Raw genomic sequence first — 24,025 nt, forward strand, 5'->3', positions numbered from 1 at the left:
AGCCGGGGGGTGGCGCGTGGCAGGGCAGGACCGGGGAACGGCGCGTCAGGTCCGCCGCAGCCGCAGCCGCAGCCGAACCACCGGAACCTGCACGTCAGGCCGTGCGTTTGCGTGACGTCGTCTTCTTCGCTGCCGTTTTCTTCGCCGCTGTCTTCTTCGTTGCCGTGCTCTTCGACGTCGTCGTCTTCTTGGTGCCCTGCGTCGACTTGGCCGTCTTGGCCGTCGTCTTCTTCGCGGGCGTCTTCTTCGCCGTGGACGTGGACTTCTTGCCGCCCGCCTGCTTGGGGGTCGACCGCGCCGACTTCCGGGCCGGCATCTGTCTGACCTCGGCCTCGGCCTCCTCGCCGCGCGACTCCTTCGCCGCCTTCACGCTCTTCTCCAGCGCCGCCATCAGATCGAGGACCTTGCCGGTCTTCGCCGGTTCGGGCGCCTCGGGCGGGGCCTCGCCGGCGGCCTTCGCGGCGACGACCTCCTCCAGGGCCTCGCGGTACTCGTCGTGGAGGTCTTCGAGGTCGATCTCGCCGAGGGTGTCCATCAGGGCGTCGGCGAGGTCGAGTTCCTTGTCGTTGACGGTGACCTTGGTGTCGGGGGCGAGGCCCTCGGGGGCGCGGACCTCGTCCGGCCAGAGGAGGCCGTGCAGGGCGATGGCGTCGCCCACCACGCGCAGCATGCCGAGGCGTTCGCGGCCGCGGAGCGCGAACTTGGCGATGGCGACCTTCTGGCTGCGCTTGAGGGCCTCGCGCAGCAGGGTGTACGGCTTGGCGGCCGGGGCGCCGCCCGCCGCGAGGTAGTACGCGGCGTCCATCTGGAGCGGGTCGATCCGGTCGGTCGGCACGAACGCGACGATCTCGATGGTCTTGGCCGTGGGGAGCGGCAGGTGGGCGAGGTCGTCGTCCGTGATCGGGATGATCGTGCCGTCCGCGTCCTCGTAGCCCTTGCCGATCTCCGCCGTGCTGACCTCGCGGTCCTCCAGCTCGCAGACCTTGCGGTAGCGGATGCGGCCCATGTCCTCCGTATGGATCTGGCGGAAGGAGATCGAGTGGCTCTCGGTGGCGTTCACCAGCTTGATCGGGATGCTGACCAGGCCGAACGAGATGGCGCCGTTCCATATGGATCGCACGTGCAGCACCCTTTCGATCGGTTTGAGGGGACTTGTCAGTCTTTACCATGAAATCTCTGGGATTCTCATCGTATGACGCCGATCACAGAGGTGGAGGGGCGAAGGCTCGCGCTCAGCAACCTGGAGAAGGTGCTGTATCCCGCGACCGGGTTCACCAAGGGCGAGGTGCTGCACTACTACGCGACCACCGCCGAGGTCCTGCTGCCCCATCTGCGGGATCGGCCCGTGTCCTTCCTGCGCTACCCGGACGGCCCCGACGGGCAGGTCTTCTTCGCCAAGAACGTGCCGCCCGGTACACCCGACTGGGTCACCACCGCCGAGGTGCCGAGGTCGGAGGGGCCGGCCCGGATGGTGCTGGTGCAGGACCTGCCGAGCCTGATGTGGGCGGCGAACCTGGTCACCGAGTTCCACACCCACCAGTGGGTCGTCGCCGCGCCCGGCGAGGCCGACCGGCTGGTCTTCGACCTCGACCCCGGGACGCCGGCGAGCATCGTCGAGTGCTGCGAGGTCGCGCTCTGGCTGCGCGAGCGGCTGGCTGCGGACGGCATCGAGGCGTACGCGAAGACCGCCGGCTCGAAGGGGCTGCACCTGCTGGCGGCCCTGCGGCCGGTCTCCTCCGACGCCGCCTCCGACTACGCCAAACAGCTGGCCGTCGAGGCGGAGAAGGCGATGCCCCGGCTGGTCGTACACCGTATGACGCGGAGCCTGCGGCCCGGGAAGGTGTTCGTCGACTGGAGCCAGAACGCCGCACGCAAGACCACGGCGACGCCCTACACCCTGCGGGCCCGGGCGCGGCCGTTCGTGTCGGCGCCGGTGACCTGGGTCGAGGTCGAGGAGTGCGGGGCGCCCGACCAACTGGCGTTCCAGGCCCCGGACATCGCGCCGCGCGTGCAGGACTACGGCGATCTGCTGGCCCCGCTCCTCGACACGGACGCGGCGGGAGCGCTGCCGTGAGCACCCCTTCCCGGGGATCGCATCACGAGAAGCAGCAGCATCCCGGCATATCGCGCCGATGCTCGGCATACAGCCGATGTCGGCACTTCGGGACGGCCACCCGACCCAGGACCTCCCCTCGCAACCCTCCCCGCAGCCGTCACACCCGCACCCACGTCCGCCGGTCCCGCGCCCTCGCGTGCAGCGCCTCCACGTCCGCCGGTTTCAGCATCGCAGCCCTGAGCACCCCCACCAGCGGATCGCATCACGAGAAGCAGCAGCATCCCGCCCCGGGCCGGCCACCCGACCCAGGACCACCCCTCGCAACCCTCCCCGCAGCCGTCACACCCGCACCCACGTCCGCCGGTCCCGCGCCATCGCGTGGAGTGCCTCCACGTCCGCCGGTTTCAGCATCGCAGCCCTGAGCATCCCCACCAGGGGATCGCATCACGAGAAGCAGCAGCATCCCGGCCCGGGGCGGCCACCCGACCCGGGACCACCGCTCGCAACCCTCCCCGCAGCGGTCACACCCGCACCCACGTCTGCCGGTCCCGCGCCATCGCGTGCAGTGCCTCCACGTCCGCCGGTTTGAGGACGCCGCCGAGCCTGGCCAGTGCCTCGACGTCCGTGTCCGTCACGATCCGGGCCTCGCGCGGCGGGGCGGTGACCTGGACGTCGGTGGGGCCGACGAGGGCCAGGACCGGGTGGACCTCGGCGGTCAGGGCGTAGGAGGCGCGGTCGGCGTCGGCGCGGACGCGGCGCAGCAGCGGGCGGGGTTCGCGGCGGCCCAGCGTGACCATGGGGTCGGCGACCGTGACCCGCTGCTTGCGGGCGTACAGGGTGTGCACCGCGAAGAGCCCGCCGGGGCCGATCAGCAGGTGGTGGACGCGGTCGCCGCCGGGCAGCGGGACCGAGTGCAGGGTGTGCCAGCCGGCGCCGTCAAGCCGGTCCAGGGCCTCCCCCACCGCCTGCTCGGCCGCGAGGGCCCGGCGGCGGGGGTCGGGGCGGAGCCGGCGGGCGGGGCCGGGGTCCCGGTCCAGGGCGATCTGGAGCGCCTCGCCGGGGCGGTTGGGTGCCAGGTCGTCGTCCGGGTGGAGGGACAGCCGGGCCAGCTCCGCGGGGGTCGGTACCGGGGGCGGGCCGATGGCCACCGGTCCGGTCAGGAAGGGCCCGAGGGCGTCGAGGACGTCCTGTCTGCGGTCCTCGCTCAGCAGGTTGACCCGGGATGCCTCACGGTCGTACCAGGCGATGTTCCTGCCGTCCGTGAGGCAGACGTACAGCCGCTCCTGGCCGTGGCGCCAGGTCGGCACGACGCGCAGTCCGCTCATGCACCATCACCCCACGACCATGGGAACAGGCCGGGTGGTCCAGGGGCAAGAAGCCGGTTGGCTTTGCCGGTCACCTTTGAAGGGGAGTTGACCCGGGTACCTATGGGTGAGTTGGCGGGGGCTTGGGGAGGCGCCGTTGCGGACGCGCAGGAAGCAGGCCGATGTGCCCGCTCCGGAGGATGCGTGGAACGAGGTCGTGCCCGGGCTGTGGATGGGCGGGCACGAGTTCAGGGCCCGCTCCGGGCAGGTCGGGTTCGCCGTCGTGCGGGACGAGTTCGATCTCGTACAGACGTTGTTGAGGCTGCCGGGGCACGGTCCGGACGCGGGCGTCGAGCACCATGTGTGGCCGATTCCCGACGGACCGCTGGACGGCACGCAACTGGCGGGCGTGATACGGCTGGCACGGGCCGCGTGCGACGCACTGGACGAGGGCCGCAAGGTCCTCGTCCGCTGTTACCACGGCTACAACCGCTCGGGGCTGGTCGTCGCGCACGCCCTGGTCCGCCAGGGGCACTCCACGGAGGAGGCGATCCGGCTGATCCGGTCCCGCCGCTCGCCCTGGGCCCTGCACAACGAGCTGTTCGTCGAGTACCTGCAAGCGGGGCTGCCGACGGCGCGGCTGCTTGAGGAGCTCGCCGAGTAATCGTTTCTTCGCGGCCGTGTGCGGGCACGGCCGACCGGCGCGCAAAAAGGACTTCCCGCCGAATAGGGTGTACGGCGTGCTCCCCTCCCCGCTGCGCGCCGCCGCCACCGTCGCCCTGCTGTCGGCGGCCCTGGCGGCGCTCGCGGGCTGCGGCGACACGGGCGGGCTGCACGGCGCGGGCGCGACCTCGACCGCGATCAGCCCGGAGCGGCTGTGGCCGAGCCTGCCGCCGGTGTCGAGTCCGGCCTTCGTCATCGGCGAGGTGAACACCGAGGTCGTCAAGGGCGTCGCCGTACCCGGCGACGACATCCGCGAGGCGGACCCGGTCGCGATCGTGCGGAAGGAGATCGCGGCGAGTCCGGGCGACTACGGCTCCGGTGCGCCATACCACGAGACCTCCCGCCGGATGGCCGACTGCGGCGAGGGCGCGGGGAAGGGCGGGTGCCCCGTCCTCCAGCCGTACTACCGCGACCTGACCGGCGACGGGCGCGAGGAGCTGACGCTGGGCTTCCGGCAGCTGCCCGAGAAGCTGACGGCCGTTCGCGTCTACACGGTCGACAAGCACCGGCTCGTGAAGGTCATGGCCTGGGAGGACGCCGTGAGCGGGGTCGAGCTGGCCGGGCGGTCCGTGATCATCCGCTCGCCGTCCGAGGTGGCGGGGTACGAGTACCGGCTCCAGTGGACCTGGGACCCACAGCAGAAGGCGATGCTCCTCACCCACGACGAGATGCTGCGGAGCGGCTCACACACGAAGACGCCGCGCCCCTCCACCTCGCCGTCCGTCTCGCCGTCCGCGAGTGGCCGATGAGGGTCGCGCTCCCCCGCTGGGCCGGCACACTCGCCGTGAAGGCCGCCGTCTTCATCACCGTGATGTGCTGCGCGCTGGCCGCGCTGCTCGGCGTCCTCGTGCACGTGTCGGTGACGAACCAGACCGTCGGCCAGGCCCGTGACCTGGCGCTGGACCGGCTGACAGAAGCCACGGCGGCGTTCGAGGCCGGGGACTCGCCGGCGCGGGGTGTCGGCGTCGATCCCCCGGGCCTGCCCGAGCCGCTGCGGGAGCTGGCCGCGGCCGGGGAGCGCGGCACGATGGTCGGCGAGCACCGCGGGCGCCCCACGATGTGGGCGGCGGGACCGGTCGACGGCGGCCGGGCGCTGGCCGTGGAGGTCGACTACTCCCAGGGCGAGCGGACCATCGACGGCCTCGACCGGGCGATCGTGTGGTCGTCGGCGCTGGCGATCGGGGCGACGCTGCTGGTCGGCGCGTTCGCCGTCACCCGCGTGACGCGGCGGCTGCACACCACCGCGCAGGTCGCCCGGCGGATCACCGCGGGCGACCTGGACGCCCGCGTCGACGACCCCCGTACGAAGGATCCGACACGCCCCGAGGACGAGGTGGCCGCGGTCTCCGCCGCGCTCGACTCCATGGCCGCGTCCCTCCAGGGCAAGCTCCTCGCCGAGCAGCGGTTCACCGCGGACGTGGCCCACGAGCTGCGCACCCCGCTGACCGGCCTGCACGCGGCGGCCGAGCTGCTGCCGGCGAGCCGGCCGACCGAGTTGGTCCGGGACCGGGTGGCGGCGCTGCGCACGCTCACCGAGGATCTGCTGGAGATCTCCCGCCTCGACACCGGGCGGGAACGGCTGGAGCTGGAGCGGGAGCCGTTGGCCGCGCTGGCCGAGCGGGTGGTGCGGGCGTCGGGGACGGACACGGAGGTCGTCGTCGTACGGGATGTCGCCGTGGAGACGGATCGGCGGCGGCTGGAGCGGGTGCTGGGGAATCTCGTCGCGAACGGGCATCGGCATGGACGGGGGCCGGTGGTGCTGACGGTGGACGGGCCTGTGGTGACGGTGCGGGATCACGGGGACGGGTATCCGGAGTATCTGGTCGAGCACGGGCCGCAGCGGTTCCGTACGGAGGGGGTTTCCAAGGGGCACGGGTTGGGGTTGACCATCGCGGTGGGGCAGACGGAGGTTTTGGGGGCGCGGCTTGTCTTTGACAATGCGGCGGATGGTGGGGCTGTTGCTGTACTGACACTGCGTTAGGGCATTCGGCGTAGAGCTCCCCCTGGAGCGCTGCGCGCCCCTATGGACCAGCGTGACGGGCGACAGCAGGCACCCCCTCCTAATGTGGCGATTAGTCAGCTTCACCCCCATTCATGGAGGTACCCCATGTCCCTGCGATCCCGCTGCGCCATAGCCGTCGCCGCCGGCGCCCTCCTCGCCACCGCCGCCACCGTCACACCCGCCGTCGCGAACGACGACTGGGGGCAGACCCCGGGCAACGACGGGTCGTGGCAGAGCCAGAACAGCAACAACTCGGGGCAGAGCCAGAACCAGGACTGGGGCGGGCAGAGCCAGAACAACGACCAGCGCTTCTACCAGGGCGTCGTCACCACCGACTCGCTGGCCCTGCGCAGCGCCCCGACCCGTGGCTCGCAGGTCATCCGGTACGCCAGTCGCGGGGAGATCCTGAACATCTTCTGCAAGGTCGGAGGCCCGTCGGTGCACGGGAACCCCCTCTGGTACCAGATCGCGGACGGCACCTGGGCCTGGGGGCCGGCCCGCTTCATCGACAACATCGGGCCCGCGCCCCGCTGGTGCTGATGCGGGAGGCGAACAAGACCCCCTATTTGGGTAGGTTCCGGACATGACCAACGCCGGCACCACCGTCGTAGAGGCGGACGCGCCCGCTCCCGCCGTACGCCTCCCCCGGCGCCGTGGCATCGAACTGGCCCTCATCGTCCTCGCCGTCCTGCTGTCCGTGTACGGCTACTGCGACGTCGGCCTCGCCAAGAACGGCACCGTTCCGCCCGGCGCCGCGGGATACGGCGCCGGGCTCGGCGTGCTCGCGCTGCTCGCCCACATCGCGGTACGCCTGCGCGCCCCGTACGCCGATCCCCTGCTGCTGCCGATCGGCGTCCTGCTCAACGGCGTGGGCCTGGTCCTGATCTACCGGCTCGACCTGGAGACGCCGGGCGACCGGGCGGCACCCACCCAACTCGTGTGGTCCACGCTCGGGATCGCCCTCTTCATCGTGGTCGTGCTGCTCCTGCGCGACCACCGCGTCCTCCAGCGCTACGCCTACGTGTCCGTCGCGGCCGCGATGGCCCTGCTGATCCTGCCGATCTTCTTCCCGTCCGTGAACGGCGCCCGCATCTGGATCCGGGTCGCCGGGTTCTCCATCCAGCCGGGCGAGTTCGCGAAGGTGCTGCTCGCGGTGTTCTTCGCCGCGTACCTGGCGGCCAACCGCAACGCGCTGGCGTACGCAGGACGCCGTGTCTGGCGGCTCCAGCTCCCCACCGGCCGGGTCCTCGGCCCGATCGTCGCCGTCTGGCTGCTGAGCGTGGGCGTGCTGGTCCTGGAGCGGGATCTCGGTACCTCGCTGCTGTTCTTCGGCCTGTTCGTCGTCCTGTTGTACGTCGCCACCGGCCGCACCGGCTGGATCGCCGTCGGCCTGCTGCTGGCCTCGCTGGGCGCGGTCGCGGTGGGCTGGCTGGAGCCGCACGTGCACAACAGGGTCGAGGACTGGCTGCATCCGTTCGCGTCGATCGAGGCGGGCCAGGGTCCGAACCAGCTGGCCCAGTCGCTCTTCTCCTTCGCGGCCGGCGGCATGCTCGGCACCGGCCTCGGGCTCGGCCACTCCATCCTCATCGGCTTCGCCGCCAAGTCGGACTTCATCCTGGCCACGGCGGGCGAGGAACTCGGCCTGGCCGGCATCTCCGCGATCTTCCTCCTGTACGCCCTGCTCGTGGAACGCGGCTACCGGGCCGGCCTCGCCCTGCGCGAGCCCTTCGGGCGGCTGCTCGCGGTCGGGCTCTCCTCGATCGTGGCGCTCCAGGTGTTCGTGATCGCGGGCGGGGTGACGGGCCTGATCCCGCTGACCGGCATGGCGATGCCGTTCCTCGCCCAGGGCGGTTCGTCGGTCGTCACCAACTGGGCGATCGTGGCGCTGCTGATCCGGGTGAGCGACTCGGCCCGCAGCCAGTACGACAGGGAGGTGGGTCCGTGACCCGCCACATCCGGCACGCCGCCTGCTTCTGCGCCCTGCTGCTCGTGGCGCTCCTCGTGAACGCCACCCGCATCCAGGTCGTCCAGGCCGGCTCCTACGACGACAATCCGGCCAACCGCCGCAACAGCATCGCCCGTTACGGCCAGCCGCGCGGCGACATCCTGGTCGGCGGGGCACCGGTGACCGGATCCCGGGACACCCGCGAGCAGCTCCGCTATGAACGGACGTACGAGGACGGGCCGTTGTACGCGCCCGTCACCGGCTTCGCCTCGCAGGAGTACGGGACGACCTTCCTTGAGCACTCCGAGGACGACGTCCTGTCCGGCACGGATCCGATGCTGTCGGGGTTCCCGCTGTGGAACGACCTCACGCGCTCCCGGCCCTTGGGCGGTGACGTGGTGACCACCCTGGACCGGGCCGCGCAGCAGGCGGCGTACGACGGACTGCGCGGGCGCAAGGGCGCGGTGGCCGCGATCGAGCCGTCGAGCGGGCGGATCCTGGCGCTGGTGTCGACGCCGTCGTACAACCCGGCGGCGCTCTCCGGGAACGACGCGACGGTGGGCCGGTCCTGGGCGCGGCTTAACGGCGACGCGGACAAGCCGATGCTGAACCGGGCGGTACGGCAGACGTATCCGCCGGGCTCGACCTTCAAGGTGGTGACCGCGGCGGCGGCGCTGGACGCGGGCGTCGTCACGGACCTCGACGCGCCGACCGACTCGCCGGTGCCCTACCGGCTGCCCGGGACGACGACGCGCCTGACGAACGCGTCGGACGGCTGTGAGGACCTCTCGGTGCGGGAGGCGTTCAGGTGGTCGTGCAACACGGTGTTCGCGAAGCTCGGGGTGGACGTGGGCGTCGACGACATGGCGGCCACCGCGCGGTCCTTCGGCTTCAACGACACGGCGCTCAGGATCCCCTTCTCGGTGGCGCAGAGCACCTTCGACTCCTCGCTGGACCGGGCGCAGCTGGCGCTGTCGTCGATCGGGCAGTACAACACGCGGGCGACGCCCCTGCAGATGGCGATGGTCTCGGCGGCCGTCGCCAACAACGGGGAGCTGCGGCAGCCGTACCTGGTGGAGCGGATCATCCGGGCGGGCGGCGCCACGGTGTCGACGGCCGGCTCGCTGCCCGTCCGGCAGACGATGTACCCGGCGACCGCCGCCCGGCTGAAGGAGCTGATGACGGAGGTGGTCACGGAGGGCACCGGCACCAAAGCCGCCATCCCCGGCGCCACCGTCGGCGGCAAGACCGGCACCGCCCAGCACGGCATCGGCAACGCCGGCACGCCGTACGCCTGGTTCGTCTCCTGGGCGCAGGGCGAGCGTGACCTGGAGGCGAAGGTGGCGGTCGCGGTGGTGGTGGAGGATGCGGAGGCGGACCGGGGGGAGATCAGCGGGGGCGGGGACGCGGCGCCGATCGCCCGGGCGGTGATGGAGGCGGTGCTGAACTCCCGTTCGCAGAGCGGAGGTTGATGCCCCGGGCATTCAGCGGGTGGCCGTCGCCCTCGACACCTCCTGGACCAGCGCGCTCGGCAGGGCCACGTACGCCGTCACCCCCGAGCCCTGGGTCGGGCGGAGTTCGACGTGGGCACCGAGGCGGGCGGCCAGGGCGCCGACGACGTGGTGGCCGAGGAAGCGGGTGGGGGCCTTGAGGAAGGAGCCGCGGCCGGACAGCAGCGCGTTGGCCTCGGCCATGCGGGCGGCGGTCATGCCGATGCCCCGGTCGACGACGGCGAGGCAGTACTCGGCGCCGTCCTGCCAGCCGTAGACCTCGACGGGCTGCTTGGGCGGGCTGAACATCAGGGCGTTCTCCACCAACTCGGCAAGCAGGTGGGAGAGTTCGGCGACGCAGTGGCCGCGCACCTGACAGGGCTGGACGTCGGTGACGGCGACGCGCTGGTACTGCTCCACCTCGGCGACGGCCGACTGCACGACCTCGTGGACGGCGACCGTGCCTCGCCAGACCCGGGCCGGGGCTTCCGCGCCGGCCAGCACGAGCAGGGACTCGGCGTTGCGCCGCATCCGGGTGGCCAGATGGTCGAGTTCGAAGAGCTCGGCGAGGGCTTCCGGGTCGAGTTCCTGGCTCTCCAGGGTGGTGATCAGACCGAGCTGGCGGTTGAGCAGCGCCTGGTTGCGGCGGCCCAGGCTGGTCAGGGACTCGGTGCTGTTGCGGCGCAGCACGGCCTGTTCGGCGGCGAGGTCGACGGCGGTCCGCTCTACGTTGCGCAGGGCGGTGGCCAGCCGGGTGATCTCCCGTGCGGCACCAGGAAGTTCGGGTTTTTCGAACTCCGGCGGGAGCGGGGCGTCGGGGTCGGCCTCCTGGATGCGCCGCACGGCGGCGGGCAGCCCCGCCCCGGCCACCATGTCCGCCTCGTCGGCCAGGGCGCCCAGGGGGCGGGTGATGGAGCGGGCGGAGAAGAGGGCGAGGGCGGTGGCCACGGCGAGGATCAGCGCGCCGAGGGCGAGGAAGCCGACGAGTTGCCGGGTGGCCGCGTCCCCGGTCTCCTCGCCGCGGGCCCGCACGTCGTCGCCGACCTGCTTCTGCACCCCGTGCAGATCGTCCACGAGGGTGGTCATGTCGGCCCACCAGCGGGCCGGGGCGACGGACAGCGCGGAGCCGTCGGCACCGCGCTCGGCCTGCCCCTCGTATCCGGTGACGCGGCGGGCGGCGGCGGTCGCGAAGGCGTCGTCGAGCGCGGATTCCTGGCCCTCGCCCGCGAGTTGGCGGAACTGGCCGAGCGCGGCGACCCGGGTCGCGCGGAGCTCGGTGAAGTCGAGGTACTCGCCGGAGCGGAAGCGCCCGGCGGCGAACACGCCGTTGAGGGAGCCGCGTTCGAGGGCGACGGCCTCGGTGGCACGCGCCAGCGACTGAAGGGCCCGCACGCCTTGGGCGACACGGCTGTCGCCGTCGGGCGCGCCGGCCGACTCCGCGTCGATCAGGGCGGTGACGGCCTTGGTGTAGGCGGTCAGGGTGGAGGTGCGGCCGGCGGTGCCGTCGTCGACGTCCGCGCGGACGGAGGTGAGGGCGGCGAGGGGCACTTCGGCGGCGACGAGAGCGGAGACGGTGGCGCCGGGCAGGTCGCCGCGCCGGTCGTCCAGCGCCTTCCGCAGCTCCTCCCGGGCGGCGTCGGTACGGTCCCGCTGCGTGCGTACGTCGTCCCGGTACTCCTCGGCCCCGCCCAACAGCCCGCTGGTCAGCCCGCGTTCACGCTGCACCTCGCGCACCAGGTCCTGCACGCCGAGCAGGACGCCGACGTGCCCCTCGGTCGCGCGGGCGGCGGACCAGTCGGCGGCGCGGTCGGCGGCGCCGATTCCGATGAGGGCGAGCAGCAGGCAGGTCGGCACGGCCAGGACGATGGCCATGCGCCCGCGGATGGAGTTCCAGCCCGGAAGGGCGGACAACCTTGTTCCGCTCGAACGGTGGGTGGTCGAACGCTGGGTGGTCGATACGTTCCCCGTCATGCCCCGTGAGGCTACGGGCGCGCAGGTCAGAAGGCGGTTTCTGGGGCGTAAGCCGACGGTGCACAGGTACTCACCCGGGCGGTGACCGGGCTGTGAAAGACGGACAATGCCCGTCTGATGAGACAGGCCCTGGGCCGACGACACTCTCCCGACCTATCGTTCGGCTCCATGACGACACCCGCCGCGTTCGAACTCGCCCAGGTCAACATCTCCCGGCTCAAAGCCCCGCTGGACTCACCGCAGTTGAAGGCCTTCGTCGACGCCCTCGACCCCGTCAACGCCGATGCCGAGGCCGCCGACGGTTACGTCTGGCGCCTGCAGAGCAACTCCGGCGACGCGACGGACTTCCGCGTCTTCGACGACGACTGGCTGATCATCAACTTGACGGTGTGGCGCGACCCGAACGCGCTGACGGCCTTCATGTACCAGGGCCACCACCGCGAGATGCTGTCCCGCCGCAACGAGTGGTTCGAGCGCGTGGCGGAGGTGATGACGGCCCTGTGGTGGGTCCCGGCGGGCCACCGCCCGACCATCGCGGAGGCGGAGGCCCGTCTGCTGCACCTGCGGGCCAACGGGCCGACGCCGCACGCCTTCACTCTGCGGAAGTCGTTCCCGGCGGGGTCGGACGCTGGGTCGGACTCGGGGTCGGACGCGGCGGCGGTTTCTGGGGCGGTGGAGCCGGTGGCCGGGGAGGTTCCCGAGGGACTGGGGTGCCCGGCGTAGGCGCGCTCTCGAAGCAGCCGTGCCCGCATGTAGACGCCGAGTCAACAAGTCATGCGAGAGGGATTGACGAGCTTGCTGACAAGCAGTCTCATAAGACTCGGACGACGACGTGACCCCGGGTAACTTAGGTGGACCAGCCATGACGACCCTGACCGAAGCCGACGCGCTCGACGGGCTGCGTGACGCACTCGGGCTGCTCAAGGACCGCGAGCAGGTGGCCGAGCGGCTGCTCGCCTCTTCGGCCAAGCACTCCTTCGACCCGGACAAGGAGCTGGACTGGGACGCGCCCTTCGAGGAGGGCAAGTGGTTCTGGCCGCCGGAGCTGGTGTCGCTGTACGACACCCCGATGTGGAAGCGGATGAGCGAGGAGCAGCGGATCCTGCTGTCGCGGCACGAGGCCGCCGCGCTCGCCTCGCTCGGCATCTGGTTCGAGCTCATCCTGATGCAGCTGCTCGTCCGGCACGTCTACGACAAGGCGGCGACCAGCGCCCATGTGCGGTACGCGCTCACCGAGATCGAGGACGAGTGCCGGCACTCCAAGATGTTCGCCCGGCTGATCTCGCAGGGCGGGACGCCCTGGTACCCGGTGAGCCGGGCACACCAGCACCTCGGCCGGCTGTTCAAGACCATCTCCACCACACCGGGTTCCTTCACCGCCACGCTGCTCGGTGAGGAGGTCCTCGACTGGATGCAGCGGCTGACCTTCCCGGACGAGCGGGTGCAGACCCTGATCCGCGGGGTCACCCGGATCCACGTGGTCGAGGAGGCCCGCCATGTGCGGTACGCCCGGGAGGAGCTGCGGCGTCAGATGCTGACGGCGCCGAAGTGGTCGCAGGAGTTCACCCGGATCACCTCCGGCGAGTTCGCGCGGGTGTTCTCGGTGGCGTTCGTGAACCCCGAGGTCTACCCGAACGTCGGACTGGACCGCCGGGAGGCCATGGCACAGGTGAAGGCGAGCGGGCATCGGCGGGAGGTCATGCAGACGGGCGCGAAGAAGCTGACGGACTTCCTGGACGACATCGGGGTGCTGCGGGGAGCCGGGCGACGGCTGTGGAGGTCCTCCGGCCTGCTGGCCTAGGGTCTGGTGGCCTAGGGTTTCGTGGCCTACGGCCTGGTGGCCGAGTACCGGCCGGTTCGCCCGCTCACCTGCCGGGGCATGCCGGTTACGCTGCCCGTCATGACCCCCTCCGCCCCCACCCCCGCCTACCGCCGCCTCAGCGTCGAGGAGCGGCGCAGTCAGCTGCTCGACGCCGCGCTGTCGCTCTTCGCGCACCGGGTGCCCGAGGACGTGTCGCTCGACGACGTGGCGGAGGCGGCCGGAGTGTCACGGCCGCTCGTGTACCGGTACTTCCCGGGCGGCAAGCAGCAGCTGTACGAGGCCGCTCTCCGGTCCGCCGCCGAGGAACTCCAGCAGTGCTTCGACGAACCCCGCCAGGGCCCCCTCCTCCCCCGCCTCGCCCGCGCCCTGGACCGCTACCTCACCTTCGTCGACGAGCACGACGCCGGCTTCAGCGCGCTGCTCCAGGGCGGCAGCGTCGTCGAGACGTCCCGTACGACGGCCACGGTGGACGGCGTACGGCGGGCCGCGGCCGAGCACATCATGCGGCACCTGGAGGTCACGGACCCCGGCCCCCGCCTCCGGATGACCGTCCGGATGTGGATCACGGCGGTGGAGGCGGCCTCCCTCATCTGGCTGGACGAGAACAAGCAGCCGCCGGCCGACGAGTTGCGGGACTGGCTGGTGGAGCAGTTCGTGGCGGTCCTGTCGGTGACGGCACGGCGGGACCCGCAGACCTCCACGCTGGTCGAGGCGCTCGCGGTGGATGGCTGACACTGGTGCCGTGAAGAGCGAAGACACCCCCTTCGAGGGCGGCCCCATGGACGGGCGGGTCCTGCCCGTCCTGCTGGGCGCCACCGGGCACCCGCCCAAGACGTACCGCATCCCGGTCCCGGACGCCGCCGGCGGCCCGCCGACCGTGCTGGTCTACCGCCGGGTCCCGCGCGCCCACAGCAAGGGGCTCGGGCTCCACCAGGGGTGGAAGTACGAGTACGACCCCACCGGGCAGGCCGGCCGACGCAAGTGGCCCTGGTCCAAACCGGACACCAAACCGGACACCGAGCCGGACAGCCAGCCAGGCGGCACGCCGGGCGGCAAGCCGGACGCCACCGACGGGTGACCCCGTTGCGCCGAACCGCGCACGCTCGGCGCGCGGACCCGGCACCCACGTCACATGCTCGCGGTGCGGAGCGGAAGGGCTGCCCCGCACCGGAGGTGATGATGTGTCAGGAAGGCTTCTGCGTCTCGTCTGTACGGCGGCGATCGCGGCCGGAACCGTCCTCGCGCCCCTGCCCGCGGCGGCCGTGCCCGAGCCCCCGGAACCCGGCGGACGATCCGTCGCCGAGCTGCTGACGGACCTTCAGCGCCTGTACCAGGAGGCCGAGCAGGCCACCGAGACGTACAACGCCACCGAGGAAGAGCTGAAGAAGCGGCGCGCCGAGGTCAGGCGCCTGGACACCGAGCTGTCCCGCGCCCGGCTCTCCCTGCACGACAGCCGGGGAGCGGCCGGCCGGCTGGCCCGCCAGCAGTACCAGAACAGCACCGACATCTCCCCCTACGTACGCCTGCTCCTCGCCCGTGACCCCCAGCACGCCCTCGACCAGGGCCATGTGATCGGCCAGTTGGTACGCGAGCGCGCCGAGACGGTGGGCCGCCTCACCGGCAGCGAGAAGAAGGCCGACGATCTGGCCCGCGAGGCCCGCAAGGCCCTGGACGGCCAACTCACCCTCGCCGCCCGCCAGAAGAAGGAGCGGGACGCCGTACACAAGCGTCTGAAGGAGGTCGAGGAGCTGCTCGCCTCCCTCACCGCCGAACAGCTCACCGCCCTGGCCGAGTTCGAGGAGAAGGGCATCGCGAAGGCCCAGGACAAGCTCATCACCTCCGGTGCCCTGAGCAGCGAACGCGAGCCGTCCCCGCGGGGCGACCGGGCGCTGCGCTACGCCGTACGGCAGCTGGGGAAGCCGTACGAATGGGGCGCCGAGGGCCCGAAGACGTACGACTGCTCGGGCCTGACATCGGAGGCCTGGAAGCACGCGGGGACACCGATCCCCCGTACCAGCCAGGAACAGTGGGACCGGCTGGAGCGGATTCCGCTCGACGAGCTGAGACCGGGTGACCTGGTGATCTACCACCCGGATGCCACCCACGTGGCCATCTACATGGGTGAGGGCGAGGTGATCGAGGCCCCGAGACCGGGCGGGAAGATCAAGATCTCCCCGATCGCGTCGTATCCGATCCTGGGAGCCGTACGTCCGAAGGAGCCGACCTCTACAGCGGCTGAGCCCCAGTGACCGAGGAGAGATATGCCCCCGTCTTCTCGGGCTCATAGAAGAAGTTCTCGAAATCCGCCGGATCGTCGAACCCGTTGGCGAAACGATCAGCCACCGGCGGCAGCTGCCCCGCCGCCCCGATCAGGTTCAGCACGTGCTCCGGCGGCGGCGCGAGCATCGCGTTCGTCCACTTGGTGACGTGCTGCGCGGTGTCCCAGTACCGGTCGAACGTCGCCCGCATCCACTCCTCGTCGAACTCCTTGTCCTCGCGCTCGAGTATCGACGCGAGGTACGCCGCCGCGCACTTGGACGCGGAGTTGGAGCCCTGCCCGGTGATCGGGTCGTTGGCGACGACGACGTCGGCGACGCCCAGGACCAGTCCGCCACCGGGGAGGCGGCCGACGGGGTTGCGGACCGTGGGCGCGTAGCGGCCGGCCAGCGTGCCACCGGCATCCGTGAGTTCGACCTTGGAGGCCCGCGCGTGCTCCCAGGGCGTGTACCGCTCCATGAGTTCCAGGATCAGGGAGAGGTGCTGCGCCGGGTCCTTTACGCCGTTGAAGACGTCGAGCGGGCCGCCGGGTATGCCCTCCCAGAAGAGGATGTCGGCGCGGCCGGAGGTGGTGAGCGTCGGCATGACGAACAGCTCGCCGACGCCGGGGACCAGGTTGCAGCGGACCGCGTCGTAGTCCGGGTGCTCCGGGCGCGGGCCCAGGCCGTGGACGTACGCCACCGCGAGAGCGCGCTGCGGCTCGCCGTAGGGGGAGCGCTCGGGGTCCCGGGCGAACATGGAGACCAGCTCGCCCTTGCCCGCCGACACCAGCACCAGGTCATAGGCGCGGGAGAAGTAGTCGAGGTCGCCGACCGCCGCGCCGTGGATGACCAGCTGGCCGCCGCGCTGCGCGAACGTCTCCATCCAGCCCGCCATCTTCACCCGCTGGTCGACCGACTGCGCGTACCCGTCGAGCGTGCCCACCCAGTCGATCGCGCGGGCCGCGGGGCCCTCGCCCCAGGAGCCGGGGGCGGCGACCGAGACGCCGAGTCCTTGGATCTTCGGGGCCTGGGACTCCCAGAAGTTCAGCTGGAGATCGCGCTCGTGCTGGAGTGCCGTGTGGAACATGCACTGCGTCGACATGACCCGGCCGGTACGGATCTCGTCCGCGGTCCGGTTGGACATCAGGGTGACCTCGTACCCGTTCGACTGGAGTCCGAGGGCGATCTGGAGTCCGGACTGGCCGGCTCCGACGACGAGTATCTTCCGCATGCGGGTGGTGTTCTCCTACTCGGGGTGCTGCTCAGGTCTGCTCGGGTCTGCACGCCTCTACCCGGGTCTACTCGGGAGTGACGTCCAGCGCGTGGCCGACGACGGACAGCAGGGTCTCGATGACGGATATCCTGCGGCGCGCGTCCATGATCATGACAGGTACGTGCGCGGGGATCGTCAACGCCTCCCGCACGTCCTCCGGCTCGAACCGCTCACTGCCGTCGAAGTGGTTGACCGCCACGACGTACGGCATCCCGCAGCTCTCGAAGTAGTCGAGCGCGGGGAAGCAGTCCTTCAGCCGGCGGGTGTCGGCCATCACGACCGCGCCGATCGCGCCGCGCACCAGGTCGTCCCACATGAACCAGAACCGCTGCTGCCCCGGCGTGCCGAACAGGTAGAGCACCAGGTCGTCGTCGAGCGTGAGGCGGCCGAAGTCCATGGCCACGGTGGTGGTCAGCTTCTCCGGCGTGGCGGTGAGGTCGTCGTGCTCCTCGCTCGCCTCGGTCATCAGCGCCTCGGTCTGCAGGGGCGTGATCTCCGAGACGGCGGTGACCAGCGTGGTCTTGCCGACGCCGAAACCGCCCGCCACGACTATCTTCGTGGCGATCGGGGCACGGGTACGGTCCGTCTGCCAGGGCTGTACGGGCCCCTCTTCCTCGAGGAGCGGGGAGACGCCAACGGCGTCAGAGACGACGGAGTCCACTCAGCACCCTTTCCAGCAGAGCGCGGTCCGGCCGACCCGTGCCGTGACCGGTTCCTGTTCCGTACACCCGGATCTTTCCCTGGTCCGCGAGGTCGCTGAGGAGCACCCGGACCACGCCGAGCGGCATCTTCAGCAGCGCGGCGATCTCCGCCACCGTGCGCATACGGCGGCACAGTTCGACGATGGCCCGCATCTCCGGCATGACCCTGCTGTGGAGGGAACCGTTCGTCAGTTCCCGGCGCTCCTCGGCGGCCTCGATCGCGGCGGTGGTGGCCACGAACGTCTCCACCAGGAGGACGTGCCCGAAGCGGGTACGGCCGCCGGTGAGCGAGTAGGGGCGCACCCGCGCCGGCTTGCGGTCGGCACCGCGCACGGGGAGACCCTTCGGCGTACTGCTCATCGGGTGCTCCCCGTCGGCGTCGACTCGTTCTCCAGGGATTGCCGCAGTTCGCTGCGGAGTTCGGGCGTCAGGACGTGGCCGGCCCGGCCCACGAACAGCGCCATGTGGTACGCCACGACGCTCATGTCGCAGTCCGCGGCGCCGTGCACGCCGAGCAGCGAACCGTCGCTGATCGACATCACGAACAGGCTGCCCTCGTCCATCGCGACCATGGTGTGCTTCACCTGGCCGCAGTCCATCAGCTTGGCGGCGCCGATGGTGAGGCTGCCGATGCCGGAGACGATGGTGGCGAGGTCGGCGGCGGAGCCGCGCGGGCCGGTCGGCCTGCCCTGACGGGGTTCACGCGCCGCCGCGTTGCGGTCGGCGTCCGAGGAGAGCAGGAGCAGGCCGTCGGAGGAGACGACGGCGACGGACCGGATGCCCGGCACCTCCTCGACGAGATTCGTCAGCAGAAAGTGAAGATTGCGGGCCTCACGGCTCAGTCCGAAGGTACTGGGCGCGGTCAACTGCTTGCCTCCTCGACGGTGCCCCCCGTGGCTTCTTCGGATGCTGCGGATTCCCTGACGGGCGCCTTGTGGGTGCCTGTCTGTTCGGCGATCTCCGCCTCTACGTCCCGGTAGCCGGCCTCCGCCCCCCGGCGGAAGCCACCGAGGCGGCGGCGGAGTGCTTCGGCGTCCACGGAGCCACTGCGCTGGCGCGGTGCCTGGGTGGGTGCGGTGACCTTCGGGGTGCGCTTGGGGAGGCCCTTGTCGGTGACGAGTTCCTCCGGCTCGTCGGGGACGCGCTGGTGTTCGGTCTCGGTTTCGGCTGCGGCTGCGGCTGCGGTTTCAGCCTTGCCTTCGCCTTCGCCTTCGCTTTCGCTTTCGCTTTCGCTTTCGACGGGTTCTGTTCCGTCCGCCGCGGGTTCGGGGATCAGGAGTTCCATCGTGGTCTCGGCGGGGGTCTCCGTCTCCCCCTCCGACCGTTGTACGGCCTTCTCCGCGAGGGCGACCAGGGGGTCGCCGTTCTCCGAACGGCCGTACAGGACGTTGGAGTTGACCTCCGCGTCCGCGCCGGGCAGGGAGAAGGCGTGCGTGCCGCTCCCGGACATGGGCGAGGACGCGGCAGGGACGGCGGCGGCCGGTGCGGGTGCCAGCAGGGTCTTGGGCAGGACGACGACGGCCGCGATGCCGCCCTGCTTCTGCTCGCGCAACTGCACGCGGACGCCGTGCCGGTGGGCGAGGCGGGCGACGACGTACAGGCCGAGGCCGAGGCCCTCCTCGTCCTCCTGGTCGTAGGAGTCGTAGGTCGTCGCGGGGTCGAAGTCGGCGAGGCGGCTGTTGAGCCTGGTGAGGCGGTCGCCGGCCATGCCGATGCCCTCGTCCTGGACGGAGAGCATGACCTCGCCGCTCTCCAGGAGCCAGGCGGAGACTTCGACGGGCAGGTCGGGCGGGGAGAACGAGGTGGCGTTCTCCATGAGCTCGGCCAGCAGATGAGAGAGGTCGTCCGCGGCGAACCCGGCGATGTGGGCGTGCGGCGGCAGGGCGGCGATGCGGACCCGCTCGTAGCGCTCGATCTCGCTGACCGCGGCACGCACGACGTCGACGAGCGGGACGGGGCCGGCGCTCTGCTGGACGTGCTCGGTACCGGCCAGCACGAGGAGGTTCTCGCTGTGCCGGCGCATGACCGTGGCGAAGTGGTCGAGCTTGAAGAGCGTGGCGAGCCGGTCCGGGTCCTGCTCGCGCTCCTCCAGGCCCTCGATGACCGCGAGTTGCCGCTCGACGAGGCCCAGGGTGCGCAGCGCGAGGCTGACGAAGGTGGCGCCGATGGTCGTACGCAACCGCTCCAACTGCGCGGCGGACTCGGTGAGTTCTCCCTTGAGCTGCTCGCGGGCGTCGGCCATCTTCTGCCGCTGGCCGACCAGGTGCTTGCGGTCGGCCTCCAGGGTGGTGACGCGCTCGGCGAGCGCGGCGGCGTGCGCGTGCAGGGCGTTGACCGAGCGGACGACCTGGGCGAACTCGTCGTTGCGGCCGGTGAAGGCGACCGGTTCCTCGGCGGTCGGGTCCTCGGCGCCGGCGAGTCGGGCCGAGCCGCGGCGCAGGACGGACAGCGGCCGGGTGAGCGTACGGGCCATGGCCGTGGCGATACCGACGGCCAGCAGCATCAGGGCGCCGAGGACGGCGATGCGGATCTCCAGCGCGGTGACGTCGTCGTCGCGCAGCTGGGCGAGGTCCTTGACCCGGCGGTCGTAGAGGGCGGCCTCCGCTCCGCGCATCGCGTCGATGCGGGCGGAGAGCGCGGCGTCGAGCTTGGTGGCGCTGGTGCCGAGTTCGCCGTCGGACAGGGTCGGCCGGTCGGTGAGGGTGGCGAGGTACTTGTCGGCCGAGTTGACCTCGGGGCCGGTGACCGTGGAGTCGTAGCGCGACTTGGCCGTCGTGGGTGCGGTGTCCGCGAAGTCGGCGAGGGCGGCGTCGGAGCGCAGGCGGGCCTGCTGGGCGGCGGCGGAGAGGGCGTCGCGCTGCTTGGCGTCGGCGTCCGAGGAGGTGGTCTCGGTGGACGCCAGGCCGGTGATCGGGTCCACGACGGTCTGGGTCGTCGTCGGCACCGCGAGGGCCGCGAGGAGGAGCCCTCGGGTGGCGGCGGCCTGCTGGACGGCGGAGTCCAGCTCGGCGAGGGCGTACCCGCCGGAGCCCGCGCGGGGCGGCAGCTGCTCGGCCAGGTCCTCGGCGAGCCGGTGCAGGTCGTTGATGGCGGCGGAGTACGCCTGGTGCGCTTCCAGGGCACTGCTCTTGCCGCTCAGCGCCGCCCGGCGGACGGCCGCGATGCCGTCGAGATCGCCGCGGAGGGTGGCGGGCAGGTCGGTGTCGGCACGCAGCTCCTCCACCTGCCGGTCCACGCGGACGCTGCGCTGCTCGCTGGGCGCCTTGGACTTGGGCCGTCCGGCGGCGATGTACGGCGTCACCTCGTCGCGCTCGTCGGCGAGCGAGTGGGCGAGCGCCAGGGCGTCCTGGGTCTGCTCGGCGAGCGTGACCAGGTCCTGCGAGTCGCTCAGCTCCCCGGAAGCGGTGACCAGGGAGGGCACACCGGCTCCGGCGATGGCGGCGGCCACGACGGTGACGGCGAGGATGAGCCGGGTACGGACGTGGGTGGGACGGCCCTTGCCGACGGGGGTATCGGGAGCGCCGGAGGTGGGGGTGCCGGAGGTGCCGGGCGTGGGGTCCACGCCTTTTTCGGAGGCCGCCTTCTTGCCTGTACGACGAGGCCGCGTCTTCTGCACCGGTGCTCGCATTCCTGACTCGTGAGTACCCATGGGTCGGGCTACGCTCCGTCACTGACTGTCGACTCTGCGTACACCCGGTACGGTCCCCGACCCTCCCAGTGCCGGTGGGCAGTGGTCGCGCATCACTGGGCCCGCCACCCGAAGGAGTGAACATCGGACCCGAGTTGGCGGGCAAGTTCCTCCGGCTCGTGCGACACCCTTGCACGGCGGGCCGGTTGGACGTCGGCGGCGGGCGGTGGCACTATTCGCCACCACGCCTTCCCGGAGCGATTCATTCCACCCCAAATCAGGCGCCTGACCTGCGCGAGTGCGTCGATTCGGCGGCCGATGCCAGCCTCTTGCGCACCTTGTGAAGAGCTCGTGCAGACTGGCCGGATGCGTACGGAACTAGTTTCGGAGCCCGGCGATCCGACCCGCCCCAACGAGGACTTCGCCGGCGTCGCCCTACCGGCTTCCGGACTGGGCGGCGCGCTGGTCGTCCTGGATGGAGTGACACCCCCGCGGACTTCGACAGGCTGTCTGCATTCGGTTCCCTGGTTCGTGTCCCGCCTCGGCGGCGCCCTGACCGAACTGACCGTTTCCTGCCGAGATCTGACGCTGCCGGAGATCCTCTCGCGGGCGATCCTTCGAACAGCCGAGGCCCACCACACCACTTGTGACCTTTCTCACCCACGCACCCCACAAGCAACGGTGGTTGTGGCGCGCTGGTCGCCGGAGTCGGTCGAGTACCTGGTCCTCTCCGACTCGGCCCTGCTGGTCGAGTCCCCCGACGGCACGGTGACCCCCCACCTCGACGACCGCCTCGCCCTCCTCCCCCGCGCCGCCCTGGCCACGGACGCCCTGATCGACGCGGAGATCCGCAACAAGGAGGGCGGCTTCTTCACGGCGGCGGCTGATCCGACGGTGGCGGGGCGGGCGGTGACGGGGGTCGTATCGCGGGCCGAGGTCCGCGCCTTGGCCGCGCTGACGGACGGGGCGACGAGGTGGGTGGAGACGTTCCGCGAGGGCGACTGGGCGGACTGCTTCCGGTTCGTACGCAAGGAGGGGGCGGGGGCGTTGGTGGAGCGGGTGCGGGGGTTGGAGCGGGGGGATGCGGGGGCTCGGGAGTTTCTGGGGCGGAGCAAGGCGCATGACGATGCGACGGTGGTGTACGTGGAGTTGTGACTCCCCGTGACCATGGGCGTGACGCGGACCGCTCGACGGTCCGCCTCCTACCTCTCCATCCCCCGATTCAACTGCTGCAACAACCGCGCCAGTTCCCCCACCTCACGCGGATCCCAGTCGGCAAGCCGCCCGGCGTACCGTGCCCGGCGGGCCTCGCGGACGCGGCGTACCCGGTCGTGGCCCTCTTGGGTGAGGGCGATCAGCCAGGCCCGGCCGTCCGCCGGGTCCGGCTCGCGGGCGACCAGGCCGAGGTCCTCCAGGGCGCGGAGCTGACGGGACATCGTGGCCTTGCCGACGCCGATGTACGCGGCGAGCTCGGTGGCACGCTGGGGGCCGCACTCGTCGAGGCGTACGAGGAGGCCGTACGCCGCTGATTCCAGGTCGGGGTGGACCTCGCGGGCCATCTCGCCCTGATTGGCACGGGCGCGTCGCAGGAGGACGGTCAGTTCGCGTTCCAGGGCGAGGAACGCGGGCTGGTCCACACCGCTCGCCGGCACTCCCCCAGAGGGGGCACCCCCAGGTTCGACTCCGCGTCCGCCGCCGTTTGCGTCTTCGTGCACGTCAGCCCCTGCCTCGGTTTTCCCCGTACTGAAAGTTTCCGCCGAACGCCTGTCATCGCCGCAGCTCCGTCAGTATTTCGCAGGGCTAGACCAACGGCAGCCTCCGGGCCCTCTTCCACCTGGCGTTCTACGTGCGTAGCGTCTTTGGCAGGCAAGTACTGGCATGCCCACGCCAGCAAACGCCACGGTTCCAAGACGGCAGGTCGACGGCGACCGCTCCGTCCGGCCGGCATGCCCAGAACCTCCCCCCACTCCCCACCACCACCGAGCTTCACCGAGCCCTCGGAGGCACGCCATGCCCGTGCACAGACCCGGTTCGCTCCGCCCCCGGCGCCTCTTACTCACCGGCATCCTGCTCGCCGCCCTCACCCTCGGCTTCACGGCCCCGGCATCCGCAGCCGACACCCCCGCCCGCGGCACCGCCCACATGGGCATGGGCGTCCTCGCCCACGACGGTCGAAGCGGCGTCCCCGCCGACACCCGCGCCACCCAGACGGAAGGCGTCGACGTCTCCAGCCACCAGGGCAACGTCGCCTGGTCGACCCTGTGGAGCAGCGGGGTCAGGTGGGCCTACGCCAAGGCGAGCGAGGGGACGTACTACACGAACCCGTACTTCGCCCAGCAGTACAACGGCTCGTACAACGTCGGCATGATCCGCGGGGCCTACCACTTTGCCACCCCGGACACCACGAGCGGCGCCACCCAGGCCAACTACTTCGTCGACCACGGCGGCGGCTGGTCCAGGGACGGGAAGACGCTGCCGGGCGCGCTCGACATCGAGTGGAACCCGTACGGCGCCGCCTGCTACGGCAAGACGCAGAGCGAGATGGTGACCTGGATCCGCAGCTTCCTGAACCAGTACAAGGCCCGCACCGGCCGGGACGCCGTCATCTACACCGCCACCAGTTGGTGGACCCAGTGCACCGGCAACTACGCCGGTTTCGCCGCCGCCAACCCGCTGTGGATCGCCCGGTACGCCTCGACGGTGGGGACGCTCCCGGCTGGATGGTCCTACTACACCGCTTGGCAGTACACCTCGTCGGGACCGACCGTCGGCGACCACAACAAGTTCAACGGGGCGCTCGACCGGGTCGTCGCCCTCGCCAACGGCTGATCCACAAAGGCATACAAGGCGAA

General features: G+C 71.3%; 23 protein-coding genes. 14 read left to right on the top strand and 9 right to left on the bottom strand.

The genetic code is table 11. The features are described 5' to 3' along the window. Positions 1–94: 94 nt before the first annotated feature. Positions 95–1,120 carry a non-homologous end joining protein Ku gene (ku, locus tag OG252_RS18050; protein ID WP_443068410.1) on the bottom strand — a complete coding sequence of 342 codons (1,026 nt, stop codon included), beginning with the start codon at positions 1,118–1,120 and terminating at the stop codon, positions 95–97. Positions 1,121–1,192: 72 nt separating this feature from the next. Here ku and ligD point away from each other — a divergent pair, with 72 nt between their 5' ends. Further along, a complete protein-coding gene (gene ligD / locus OG252_RS18055) occupies positions 1,193–2,074 on the top strand; it encodes a non-homologous end-joining DNA ligase (RefSeq protein WP_266433834.1) in 882 nt (293 codons plus the stop codon). 503 nt (positions 2,075–2,577) lie between these two features. On the opposite strand, the gene OG252_RS18060 is transcribed toward ligD, so the two are convergent. After that, positions 2,578–3,381 (bottom strand): nuclease-related domain-containing protein, encoded by an 804-nt coding sequence (locus OG252_RS18060; RefSeq protein ID WP_266433836.1) that lies wholly within the window; start codon positions 3,379–3,381, stop codon positions 2,578–2,580. Positions 3,382–3,517: 136 nt separating this feature from the next. Here OG252_RS18060 and OG252_RS18065 point away from each other — a divergent pair, with 136 nt between their 5' ends. The 6 genes from OG252_RS18065 (at position 3,518) to OG252_RS18090 (ending at position 9,502) form a co-directional block, all read left to right on the top strand. Then, complete coding sequence (locus tag OG252_RS18065) at positions 3,518–4,024, top strand: protein-tyrosine phosphatase family protein (RefSeq protein WP_266433838.1); 507 nt, start codon at positions 3,518–3,520, stop codon at positions 4,022–4,024. A 76-nt stretch (positions 4,025–4,100) separates the two neighbouring features. After that, complete coding sequence (locus OG252_RS18070; RefSeq protein ID WP_329337247.1) at positions 4,101–4,832, top strand: hypothetical protein; 732 nt, start codon at positions 4,101–4,103, stop codon at positions 4,830–4,832. Beyond that, positions 4,829–6,064 carry a HAMP domain-containing sensor histidine kinase gene (locus OG252_RS18075; RefSeq protein ID WP_329337249.1) on the top strand — a complete coding sequence of 412 codons (1,236 nt, stop codon included), beginning with the start codon at positions 4,829–4,831 and terminating at the stop codon, positions 6,062–6,064. The genes OG252_RS18070 and OG252_RS18075 overlap by 4 nt, the downstream gene beginning before the upstream one ends. Positions 6,065–6,190: 126 nt before the next feature. Beyond that, complete coding sequence (locus OG252_RS18080) at positions 6,191–6,625, top strand: SH3 domain-containing protein (protein ID WP_266433844.1); 435 nt, start codon at positions 6,191–6,193, stop codon at positions 6,623–6,625. Between the two features lie 43 nt (positions 6,626–6,668). Beyond that, complete coding sequence (locus OG252_RS18085; protein ID WP_266433846.1) at positions 6,669–8,030, top strand: FtsW/RodA/SpoVE family cell cycle protein; 1,362 nt, start codon at positions 6,669–6,671, stop codon at positions 8,028–8,030. After that, positions 8,027–9,502 carry a peptidoglycan D,D-transpeptidase FtsI family protein gene (locus OG252_RS18090; RefSeq protein WP_329337252.1) on the top strand — a complete coding sequence of 492 codons (1,476 nt, stop codon included), beginning with the start codon at positions 8,027–8,029 and terminating at the stop codon, positions 9,500–9,502. Before OG252_RS18085 ends, OG252_RS18090 begins: the two co-directional genes overlap by 4 nt. A 12-nt stretch (positions 9,503–9,514) precedes the next feature. On the opposite strand, the gene OG252_RS18095 is transcribed toward OG252_RS18090, so the two are convergent. Then, entirely contained in the window at positions 9,515–11,491 is a 1,977-nt protein-coding gene (locus OG252_RS18095; protein ID WP_329337253.1) for a sensor histidine kinase, read from the bottom strand. 168 nt (positions 11,492–11,659) lie between these two features. Between OG252_RS18095 and OG252_RS18100 the strand changes: the two genes are divergently transcribed. The 5 genes from OG252_RS18100 (at position 11,660) to OG252_RS18120 (ending at position 15,562) form a co-directional block, all read left to right on the top strand. Then, entirely contained in the window at positions 11,660–12,214 is a 555-nt protein-coding gene (locus OG252_RS18100; protein WP_329337255.1) for a DUF3291 domain-containing protein, read from the top strand. 139 nt (positions 12,215–12,353) lie between these two features. Beyond that, entirely contained in the window at positions 12,354–13,292 is a 939-nt protein-coding gene (locus OG252_RS18105) for an AurF N-oxygenase family protein (protein WP_266433853.1), read from the top strand. 99 nt (positions 13,293–13,391) lie between these two features. Beyond that, positions 13,392–14,045, top strand: a complete 654-nt coding sequence (locus tag OG252_RS18110; RefSeq protein ID WP_266433855.1) for a TetR/AcrR family transcriptional regulator — start codon at positions 13,392–13,394, stop codon at positions 14,043–14,045. Positions 14,046–14,055: 10 nt separating this feature from the next. Further along, positions 14,056–14,391 carry a hypothetical protein gene (locus OG252_RS18115; protein ID WP_411151135.1) on the top strand — a complete coding sequence of 112 codons (336 nt, stop codon included), beginning with the start codon at positions 14,056–14,058 and terminating at the stop codon, positions 14,389–14,391. Between the two features lie 103 nt (positions 14,392–14,494). Continuing rightward, positions 14,495–15,562 (top strand): C40 family peptidase, encoded by a 1,068-nt coding sequence (locus OG252_RS18120; RefSeq protein WP_329337260.1) that lies wholly within the window; start codon positions 14,495–14,497, stop codon positions 15,560–15,562. Here OG252_RS18120 and OG252_RS18125 read toward each other — a convergent pair. From OG252_RS18125 to OG252_RS18145, 5 genes are all read right to left on the bottom strand, one after another. Next, complete coding sequence (locus OG252_RS18125) at positions 15,540–16,802, bottom strand: styrene monooxygenase/indole monooxygenase family protein (protein ID WP_266433861.1); 1,263 nt, start codon at positions 16,800–16,802, stop codon at positions 15,540–15,542. The genes OG252_RS18120 and OG252_RS18125 overlap by 23 nt on opposite strands. A gap of 67 nt (positions 16,803–16,869) precedes the next feature. Beyond that, positions 16,870–17,505: a GTP-binding protein gene (locus tag OG252_RS18130; RefSeq protein ID WP_266433863.1), complete on the bottom strand. Its 636-nt coding sequence runs from the start codon at positions 17,503–17,505 to the stop codon at positions 16,870–16,872. Continuing rightward, positions 17,486–17,905: a DUF742 domain-containing protein gene (locus tag OG252_RS18135; protein WP_266433865.1), complete on the bottom strand. Its 420-nt coding sequence runs from the start codon at positions 17,903–17,905 to the stop codon at positions 17,486–17,488. Before OG252_RS18135 ends, OG252_RS18130 begins: the two co-directional genes overlap by 20 nt. Further along, complete coding sequence (locus OG252_RS18140; RefSeq protein WP_266433867.1) at positions 17,902–18,411, bottom strand: roadblock/LC7 domain-containing protein; 510 nt, start codon at positions 18,409–18,411, stop codon at positions 17,902–17,904. The genes OG252_RS18135 and OG252_RS18140 overlap by 4 nt, the downstream gene beginning before the upstream one ends. Then, positions 18,408–21,161, bottom strand: coding sequence for a sensor histidine kinase (locus tag OG252_RS18145; RefSeq protein ID WP_329337263.1), 2,754 nt, complete (start codon positions 21,159–21,161; stop codon positions 18,408–18,410). The genes OG252_RS18140 and OG252_RS18145 overlap by 4 nt, the downstream gene beginning before the upstream one ends. A 378-nt stretch (positions 21,162–21,539) precedes the next feature. Between OG252_RS18145 and OG252_RS18150 the strand changes: the two genes are divergently transcribed. Then, the gene (locus OG252_RS18150; RefSeq protein ID WP_266433871.1) at positions 21,540–22,328 is read left to right on the top strand and encodes a protein phosphatase 2C domain-containing protein; all 789 of its coding nucleotides are present in this window, start codon (positions 21,540–21,542) and stop codon (positions 22,326–22,328) included. Between the two features lie 47 nt (positions 22,329–22,375). On the opposite strand, the gene OG252_RS18155 is transcribed toward OG252_RS18150, so the two are convergent. Next, a complete protein-coding gene (locus OG252_RS18155) occupies positions 22,376–22,888 on the bottom strand; it encodes a MarR family winged helix-turn-helix transcriptional regulator (RefSeq protein WP_406495462.1) in 513 nt (170 codons plus the stop codon). Between the two features lie 295 nt (positions 22,889–23,183). Between OG252_RS18155 and OG252_RS18160 the strand changes: the two genes are divergently transcribed. Next, positions 23,184–24,002: a lysozyme gene (locus OG252_RS18160; RefSeq protein WP_266433873.1), complete on the top strand. Its 819-nt coding sequence runs from the start codon at positions 23,184–23,186 to the stop codon at positions 24,000–24,002. Positions 24,003–24,025 lie beyond the last annotated feature (23 nt).

The organism is Streptomyces sp. NBC_01352, from assembly GCF_036237295.1.
In the GTDB taxonomy this organism is placed as follows: domain Bacteria; phylum Actinomycetota; class Actinomycetes; order Streptomycetales; family Streptomycetaceae; genus Streptomyces; species Streptomyces plumbiresistens.